This window comes from Paraburkholderia sp., from assembly GCF_036488505.1.
GTDB lineage: Bacteria > Pseudomonadota > Gammaproteobacteria > Burkholderiales > Burkholderiaceae > Paraburkholderia.
Genome location: NZ_DASXHN010000491.1, coordinates 1 through 8,455, shown reverse-complemented (window position 1 = coordinate 8,455; position 8,455 = coordinate 1). Strand labels below are relative to the sequence as shown.

At 63.9% G+C, this 8,455-nt stretch carries 8 protein-coding genes; 6 read left to right on the top strand and 2 right to left on the bottom strand.

Going from position 1 to position 8,455, the window contains the following annotated elements; genetic code table 11:
* From VGH68_RS28025 to rsmA, 4 genes are all read left to right on the top strand, one after another.
* Positions 1 to 1,536, top strand: a 1,536-nt coding sequence (locus tag VGH68_RS28025) for an LPS-assembly protein LptD (protein WP_331606987.1), incomplete at its 5' end; no start/stop codon positions are given.
* A 65-nt stretch (positions 1,537 to 1,601) separates the two neighbouring features.
* Complete coding sequence (locus VGH68_RS28020; RefSeq protein WP_331606986.1) at positions 1,602 to 2,966, top strand: peptidylprolyl isomerase; 1,365 nt, start codon at positions 1,602 to 1,604, stop codon at positions 2,964 to 2,966.
* 10 nt (positions 2,967 to 2,976) lie between these two features.
* The gene (gene pdxA / locus VGH68_RS28015; protein WP_331606985.1) at positions 2,977 to 3,987 is read left to right on the top strand and encodes a 4-hydroxythreonine-4-phosphate dehydrogenase PdxA; all 1,011 of its coding nucleotides are present in this window, start codon (positions 2,977 to 2,979) and stop codon (positions 3,985 to 3,987) included.
* A 205-nt stretch (positions 3,988 to 4,192) separates the two neighbouring features.
* Positions 4,193 to 5,035 carry a 16S rRNA (adenine(1518)-N(6)/adenine(1519)-N(6))-dimethyltransferase RsmA gene (rsmA, locus tag VGH68_RS28010; protein ID WP_331606984.1) on the top strand — a complete coding sequence of 281 codons (843 nt, stop codon included), beginning with the start codon at positions 4,193 to 4,195 and terminating at the stop codon, positions 5,033 to 5,035.
* Between the two features lie 2 nt (positions 5,036 to 5,037).
* Here rsmA and VGH68_RS28005 read toward each other — a convergent pair whose 3' ends face one another.
* The gene (locus VGH68_RS28005; protein ID WP_331606983.1) at positions 5,038 to 5,988 is read right to left on the bottom strand and encodes a DMT family transporter; all 951 of its coding nucleotides are present in this window, start codon (positions 5,986 to 5,988) and stop codon (positions 5,038 to 5,040) included.
* A 125-nt stretch (positions 5,989 to 6,113) separates the two neighbouring features.
* Positions 6,114 to 6,509 carry a lactoylglutathione lyase gene (gene gloA / locus VGH68_RS28000; protein ID WP_331606982.1) on the bottom strand — a complete coding sequence of 132 codons (396 nt, stop codon included), beginning with the start codon at positions 6,507 to 6,509 and terminating at the stop codon, positions 6,114 to 6,116.
* Positions 6,510 to 6,878: 369 nt separating this feature from the next.
* On the opposite strand from gloA, the gene VGH68_RS27995 reads away from it, so the two are divergent.
* The gene (locus VGH68_RS27995) at positions 6,879 to 7,715 is read left to right on the top strand and encodes a transporter substrate-binding domain-containing protein (protein WP_331606981.1); all 837 of its coding nucleotides are present in this window, start codon (positions 6,879 to 6,881) and stop codon (positions 7,713 to 7,715) included.
* 51 nt (positions 7,716 to 7,766) lie between these two features.
* Positions 7,767 to 8,455 (top strand): amino acid ABC transporter permease (locus VGH68_RS27990; RefSeq protein ID WP_331606980.1); only part of this gene is annotated, 689 nt, incomplete at its 3' end.

Here is an 8,455-nt window from a genome sequence, read left to right as displayed (position 1 = left end):
ACCATCATCTCGCGGCGCGGCGTGCTGACTGACGTCAACTACCGGTATCTGTCGCCTACGTATAGCGGCACGTTTACGGGCCAGTTCCTGCCCGACGACAACATTACGAAGACGAATCGGTACGCGCTGTATATCACGCATAACCAGAACTTCGGCAACGGGTTCGCCGGCTACGTCTACTACAACCGGGTCTCGGACAACACCTATCCGGAAGACCTGTCGTCGTCGGTCAACCAGTTCATGAACGGCCTCCAGCTCCTGTACCAGCAGGAAGCCGGATTGACGTACAACAACGGGCCGTGGTCCGTGCTCGCGCGCGAGCAGCATTGGCAGACGCTGGAGCAGACGTCTGCGCCGTACGGCCGCGAGCCGCAGTTGAACGTGAAGTACGCGAAGTACAACGTCGGCGGCTTCGACTTCGGCGCCGAGGCCGACTACACGAACTTCCGCATCACCACCGCGGACCTGACCGAAGGTCAGCGGGTGATGTTCAACCCGTACGTGTCGTACTCGGTGGTGGGGCCGGGCTACTTTGTCACGCCGAAGGTGCAATGGCACTTCGCGTCGTACAACCTGAACAACATCGGCACCGATCTGCCGGCGGGTTCGCAGAAGAACTTCACCGAGTCGATCCCGACTTTCACGTTCGATTCGGGGCTGATTTTCGAGCGCTCGGTGCGGGTGTTCGGCGAGGACTATATCCAGACCCTCGAGCCGCGCCTTTACTACGTGTACACGCCGTACCGCAACCAGAACAATGCGCCGCTGTTCGACACCGCCGAGTCCGACTTCGGGCTCGCGGAAATCTTCACGCCGAACACCTTCGTCGGCAACGACCGGATCGCCGACGCGAACCGCATAACCGCCGGCCTCACGACGCGCTTCATCAACCCGGCGACGGGCGACGAGCGCGCGCGCTTCGTGATCGCGCAGCAGTACTATTTCCAGGACCAGCGCGTCACGCTGCAGCCGACGGAGACCAGCACGCAGGCCACCCATTCCGACCTGATCGCGGGCGCGTCATTGAAGCTGGGCGCCGGTTTCGCTTCGGAAACGGCGTTCCAATATAATGCCGACAACAACCAGCTCGTGAAGACGAGCGTCGGCTTCGGGTTCAGTCCCCAGACCGGCAAGGTGCTCAACGTCGGGTACCGCTACACGCGCGCGAACACCACGCTGGACAACCAGCCGATCAATCAGTTCGTGATTTCAGGCCAATGGCCGTTGTCGCACCGGGTGTTCGGAGTCGGCCGCTTCAATTACGATCTCGGCGGCCACCGGATCGTCGACGGTCTGGTCGGCCTGCAATACGACGCGGACTGCTGGACGCTCGGCGCCGGCATCCAGCGCTATGCGAACGGCCTGAATTCGTCGGGACAGAATCAGTCGAGCACGCGGTTTCTGGCGCAGTTGACGTTCAAGGGCCTGTCGAGCGTCGACAACGGACTGATTACCGCATTCCGCGCCAGCGTGTCCGGCTACACGCCGTTGCCGCCGCCGCCGCCGCCGGAGTCGCGGTTTACCAATTACGAATGACGTTGGCCCGGTCATTTACCGCATGCGAAAAGACGGGCGAAGCGCCCGAAATCATTGGAGTATCTGTGGCAATTATGAAAAAGCTTCGCTTCGCAACGCTTGCGGCGAGTCTCGCCGCCGCGGCGTCCTTCCTGACGGTTGCGCCGGTCCAGGCGCAGGCATTGAGCGGCAATAACGGCCAGACGGTCGACACGATCGCCGCGGTGGTCAACAACGGTGTCATTACGCAGCGTGAACTCGACGAGCGCGCGGGTCTGATCGCGCACCGGCTGACCCAGCAGAACGCGCCGGTCCCGCCGATGGACCAGTTGCGTCAGCAGGTGCTCACGCAGATGGTGCTCGAGCGCATCCAGCTGCAAAAGGCGAAGGAAGACGGCATCACGATCGACGACGCGGCCGTGCAGCGCACGCTCGAGCGTCTCGCCCAGGCGAACAACCTGACGCTCGACATGTACCGCGCGCGCATCGAGGCGGCGGGGGTGCCGTGGACCACCTTCACGAGCGACGCGCGCACCGAACTGACGTTGTCGCGTCTGCGCGAGAAGGAAGTCGACAGCAAGATTACGGTGACGGACGCCGAGGTCGCCAACTACATCGCCAGCCAGCGTGGCCCGAACGCCGGCCAGACCAACGATCTGCACATCGAGCACATTTTCGTGAAGGCGCCGCTGAACGCGCCTGAAACCGACATCGAAGCAGCGCAGAAGAAAGCCGACGCGCTGCTGGCCGAGGCGAAGGGCGGCGCCAATTTCGAAAAGCTTGCGAAGGCGAATTCACAGGCGCCCGATGCGGCGAAGAACAGCGGCGACCTTGGCTTCCTGCCGCCGTCGAAGCTGCCGCCAGAGTTGGTCACGGCCGCGGCGACGCTGCGCCCGGGCGAGGTCGCGCCGCAACTGATCCGCACCAACGACGGTTTCGAGATCGTGCGTCTGGTCGAACGCCGTGCCGGCCAAGGCAGCAGCGCGGACGCGCCGAAGCTCGTACAGACGCACGTGCGCCACATCCTGCTGCGCGTCGGCGATGGCCTGTCCGAGCCGCAGGCACGTGAGAAGCTGCTCGACATCAAGAACCAGATTGCCGCGGGCGGCGACTTCGCGAAGTTCGCGCGCACCTATTCGCAGGACGGCTCGGCGTCGCAGGGCGGCGATCTCGGCTGGGTCAGCCCGGGCGAAACGGTGCCGGAATTCGAGCGCGCGATGAACTCGCTGCAGGACGGCCAGATTAGCGATCCGGTACGCAGCGAATACGGCTACCACCTGATCCAGGTGCTGGGCCGCCGCGACGCCGAAGGCTCGGTCGCGCAGCAGATGGATCTCGCGCGTCAGGCAATCGGCCAACGCAAGGCCGAACAGGCCTACGCCGACTGGTTGCGCGAGTTGCGCGACACCGCGTACGTCGAAGTGAAACCGGCGGCGCCGAGCGTGCAGTAAGGTTCATATGATGACCCGCGCCGCCCAGTCCGCAAGCCGCCCACTTCAGATCGCGATCACGACCGGCGAGCCCGCCGGCGTGGGACCCGAGCTGACCGCGCAAGCGCTGGCGGGCGCGGCGGCGCACTGGCCCGGCGCGCAGTTCGTCGTACTCGGCGACGCGCAACTGCTTGCTGAACGCGCGCGCGTGGTGAGCGTCGACTGGGCCACGCTGATGGCGGACGGCAAGCGCGTGCACGTCGAGCATCACGCGCTCGGCGCGCCGGCGCAAGCAGGCAAGCTCGATGCGACGAACGGCCGCTACGTGCTCGATCTGCTCGATGCGGCGATCGACGGCGCGGTGGCCGGACGGTTCGACGCGATCGTCACCGCGCCGCTGCAAAAAAGCACGATTAACGATGCCGGCGTGCCGTTCACCGGTCACACCGAATATCTGGCCGAGCGCACCCATACGCCGCGTGTCGTGATGATGCTCGCGGGCACCGGCAAGCGGCCGCTGCGCGTCGCGCTCGCCACCACGCATCTGCCGTTGAAGGACGTGTCGGCGGCCTTGTCGATCGACAGTCTGGTCGACACGCTGCGCATCATCGACCAGGACTTGCGCCAGCACTTCGGCTTGCCAGCGCCGCGCATTCTCGTGACCGGGCTGAACCCGCATGCGGGCGAAAACGGCTATCTGGGCCGCGAAGAAATCGACGTGATCACGCCGGCATTGCAGCAGGCGAATGCCCACGGCATCGACGCCCGCGGTCCCTATCCGGCCGACACGCTGTTCCAGCCGCGCTATCTCGAAGAGGCCGACTGCGTGCTCGCGATGTTCCACGACCAAGGTTTGCCGGTGCTGAAGTACGCGACGTTTGGTGAAGGCATCAACGTCACGCTCGGCTTGCCGATCATCCGCACGTCGGTCGACCATGGCACCGCGCTCGATCTGGCCGGCACCGGCCGCGCCGACGCCGGCAGCCTGATGGCCGCGATCGACACCGCGGTGTCGATGGCGCAGCACCGTCGCGCGGGCTGAGCGGCTGCGCTTATTTTTCAGCGCTTACTTTTCAGCGCTTATTGCAGCCGTTATTGCCGCGTGAGCGGTTCGCGCGCGTGCCGCGTGCTTCATGCACGGCGTGACGCGATGCCCGTTCAGCGGTTCACACGTTCGGCGGTTTGCACACGCATCGCGCGAATGCCTGTTTCTTTTCTCAAGCAGTTTTCTTTCTAGCGTTTCTCCGATGTCCACCAGCAGACAGCAAGGCCGCCACCAGGGCCATCTCGCGCGCAAGCGTTTCGGTCAGAACTTTCTGGTCGACATGGGCGTGATCGATTCGATCGTCGACGTGATCCGGCCGCAGCGCGGCGAGCGCATGGTCGAGATCGGGCCGGGGCTCGGCGCGCTCACCGAACCGCTGATCGAACGGCTCGCGACCCCCGACGCGCCGTTGCACGCGGTCGAACTGGACCGCGACCTGATCGTCCGTCTGAAGACGAAGTTCGGCGATCTGCTCGAACTGCACGCGGGCGACGCGCTCGCGTTCGATTTCGGCTCGCTCGCCGCGCCGGGCGAGAAGGCATCGCTGCGCATCGTCGGCAATCTGCCGTACAACATTTCGAGCCCGCTGCTGTTTCATCTGGCGACGTTCGCGGAGCGCGTGATCGATCAGCACTTCATGCTGCAGAACGAGGTGGTCGAGCGGATGGTCGCGGAGCCTGGCACCAAGGCGTTCGGCAGGCTGTCGGTGATGCTGCAATATCGCTACGTGATCGATAAGCAACTCGATGTGCCGCCCGACGCGTTCCAGCCGCCGCCGAAAGTCGATTCGGCAATCGTGCGGATGATCCCGTATGAACGGCATGAAATGCCGGTGGTCGACGAAACGGTGCTCGGCCAGGTTGTGACCGCGGCGTTCTCGCAGCGTCGCAAGATGTTGCGCAACACGCTTGCCGCGTTGCGCGATAGCGTGGATTTCGATGCGCTCGGCTTCGATCTGCAACGCCGCGCTGAAGACGTGTCGGTCGCCGAATACGTGAGCGTTGCGCAGGCGGTGTCGGCGCGTTCGGCGGCCGCGCCGGAATAAGCCTAAACGGCGCGCCGCCTGACCGGCGCATTGACGAGCGCGATGCCCGTGAGCACGAGCAGCGCGGCGGCCAGGAAGCGCGTGCTGAACGATTCGCCGAGCAGCAGCACGCCGAAGGTGACGCCGAACAATGGCGTCAGAAACGAAAACACCGACAGACGCGACGCGATATAGCGCGTGAGCAGCCAAAACCACAACAGATAGCTGACGAACGCGACGATCACCGCCTGATACGCGAGGCTTGCCAGCGCGAGCGGCGTCACGGTCTCCACATGCGCCTGGCCGAGTCCGAGCGCCAGCGCGAGCAACACCACCGCCGATACCGCCAACTGATAGAAGAGGGTCTTGCTCGCGCTCGTATGCGCGAGGCGGGTACCGCGCACGACCACGGTCGTCGCTGCCCATGCGATGCCGCCGAGTACGCCGAGCGCGTCGCCAGCGGCGCGCGCGAGCGTCGAACCGTGAGCCGAAGCTCCGGCGGGACCGGAGGGCAGGAAGCCGTCCGCGAACGCGAGCGCCATCCCCGCGAACGCGACGATGATGCCGAGCCACTGAACGCGCCGCATCCGTTCGCCGTCGACGAACCAGTGCAGCCCGAGCGCGGTGAAGCACGGCGCCGTGTACAGGAACACCGCCATGCGCGACGCGCTCGTCAGCGTCAGACCGAGAAAGATGCAAATGAACTCGGCGGCGAACAGCACGCCCGCGAGCATGCCGGCGCCAAGCGTGCCGTCGTCGCGAAAGAGCGGCGTGCCGCGTGAGCGCGCCCACGCCCATACAAGTAGGGACGCGAGCGCCGAGCGCAGCCCTGCCTGAAAGACCGGTGGCACCGCCGCGTTAGCGCTCTTGATCGCGACCTGCTGCAGTCCCCAGATCGCGCACAAGCCGATCATCAGCAGAATCGCGAAGCTGTCCGGGGCGCGGCGCGTGGGCAGGGCGGTGGTGGTGCTCATGGGCGTGTGATGGCGGGATGGCGACGTGGACAACGCGCGATGAGCCGGTGGGCAGATTCGCGAGCGCGACGCAACGCAGGTTTTGTTTCCAGCGTTCTGACGCCGAACGCCGAATCCTGCACCTGTCAGTCGGCCCGGCCCTTTTTCTGGATCAGCTCGATCTTGTAGCCGTCCGGATCCGCGACGAAGGCGATAACCGTCGTGCCGTGCTTCATCGGTCCGGCTTCGCGAGTCACGACACCGCCGCGTTTCTTCACTTCTTCGCACGCCGCATACGCGTCGTCAACCTCCAGCGCGATGTGGCCGTACCCGGTGCCGAGGTCGTACTTGCTCGTGTCCCAGTTGTGGGTCAGTTCGATCGCCGCGCCTTCGGATTCGTCCTCGTAACCGACGAAGGCGAGTGTGAATTTCCCGTCCGGGTAGTCGCTCTTCCGAAGCAGGCGCATGCCGAGAACTTCGGTATAGAAACGGATCGAGGCGTCGAGATCACCGACGCGAAGCATGGTATGCAAGATGCGCATGATTAGTCCTTTGATGGTTTGCCGACGAATGCACTGACCTGCGGCAATTGTAAATGATCGCCTCATATCTTGAGCTTGAGGCGGCGCGGCCCGCAATGCCCCTGCTCCGCCGATGTGCGTCGCCGCGATGGCGTGTGCTTGCCCGTGATTATGGCTCGTCTATTCGAACGAAAAACAGATCGCAATAGGGGTTGCTTCCAGTTGCCCGTTTTACTTTGGCGCCCAACACTCGCGATGAATCCGGTTTGTCAGATCGCAGTCTGATATTTCGGACAAACTAGGCATGACCCGGCGAATCGTCGCGTGCGCCGAAAGATGCTGAAGCCGCGTTGTCCGCTCCGGAATACTCCTCTTTGCCCAGGACCCCACATGAAACTTGCCCAACGAGGCGTCAAAGCCGCCTTTCTGTTCGCCGTTGCCGGATTGCTCGCCGTCGCGGGCTGCACCAAGGTCTCCGCGCCGGAGCAGGGCGCGGCGGCAGGCTCTTCGACGCTTCAGGCCGTGTTGCAGCGAGGCACGCTGCGTGTCGGCGACTGTCTGACGTTCGCGCCATTCGGCTTCTACAACAAGGACGGCCAACCGGACGGCTATGACGTCGACCTCGCGAAGGAGCTCGCGAAAGAGATGGGTGTGAAGCTCGAAGTCGTCAATACGACCAGCGCGAACCGGATCCCGAATCTGCAGACCAGCAAGGTGGACGTCGTGTTCTGCAACTTCACGCGCAATCTGGAGCGCGCGAAAGTGATCGAATTCACGAGCCCCTACGTGGTGGCGAGCGAAGCGCTGCTGGTCAGAAAAAATAGCGGCATTCAGTCGATCAAGGACATGGGCGGCCGCACGATTGCGACGGTCAAGGGCTCAACCAATGGCGACGAAGTTCGCGCGCTGAATATCCCCGTCAAGATTCAGGAATACGACAGCTCGCAGGCCGCAATTCTTGCGGTCAAGCAGGGGCAGGCGGACGCGATGATCGAGGACAACAACTTCCTCGCGTATCAGGCCAAGCTCGATCCCGAACTGGCGGTCACCAACGAAGCGCTGGTGCCGCTCGAATACAACGCGTTCGGCGTGAAGGCCGGCGATCAGGAATGGCTCAATTACCTGAACCTGTTCCTCTTCAACGTCAATGCGTCGAAGCTCAACGCGCAGCTCTACAACAAATGGTTCGGTACCGATCCGCGCTACCCGCTGAACCCGCAGTTTTAAGGAGCAGCACATGCCGACGTCTGATGAGGCCCGAACCGTGGGGAGCACGCGATGAGTTACCAGTGGCTAATCTTGTGGGGCTACGTGCCCGAGTTCCTGACCGCGAGCTGGCTGACGTTGCAGGTGACCGTGCTGGCATTCGTACTGGCGGTCGTGCTCGGTTTGCTCACCGCGCTCGCCAGTGCTTCGCCGCTCGCGCTGATCCGTTGGATTGCCCGTGCGTACGTTGAGATCATCCGCAATACGCCCGTGCTGCTGCAGATTTTCATCGTGTTCTTCGGTCTGCCGTCAGCGGGTATTTCGCTCGACGCATATTGGGCGGGCGTCATTGCACTCGGTCTGAACGTCGGTGCGTATCTGTCGGAAGTGTTCCGCGCCGGCATCCAGTCGGTGCCGCGCGGGCAGCTCGAGGCCGCCGGCATCCTCGGTCTCGAACGCGCGCAGATCTTCGCCGAGGTCGTGCTGCCGCAGGCGACGCGCGCGGTCTATCCGGCCATCGTCAATTACCTGATCCAGTTGCTGCTCGGCACGTCGTTGCTGTCCGCGATCGCATTGCCGGAATTGACCGGCACCGCGACCGTGATCAACTCGCGCACGCTTCTGTACCTTCAAACCTTCAGCGTGACGCTCGTCGCGTACCTGGTGCTCAGCAACGTACTGTCGTGGCTGGCGGGCCAGCTCGGCGCGCGGATGTTCCATCCTCCGCTCGTGATGCCGGCGCGCGCCGGTTTCGGCAGAGG

Bases quoted from the DNA above. Each gene is read 5' to 3' on its own strand.
- pdxA (WP_331606985.1), top strand. From the start codon at position 2,977: ATGACCCGCGCCGCCCAGTCCGCAAGCCGCCCACTTCAGATCGCGATC.
- VGH68_RS28005 (WP_331606983.1), bottom strand. From the start codon at position 5,988: ATGAGCACCACCACCGCCCTGCCCACGCGCCGCGCCCCGGACAGCTTC.
- rsmA (WP_331606984.1), top strand. From the start codon at position 4,193: ATGTCCACCAGCAGACAGCAAGGCCGCCACCAGGGCCATCTCGCGCGC.
- gloA (WP_331606982.1), bottom strand. From the start codon at position 6,509: ATGCGCATCTTGCATACCATGCTTCGCGTCGGTGATCTCGACGCCTCG.
- VGH68_RS27995 (WP_331606981.1), top strand. From the start codon at position 6,879: ATGAAACTTGCCCAACGAGGCGTCAAAGCCGCCTTTCTGTTCGCCGTT.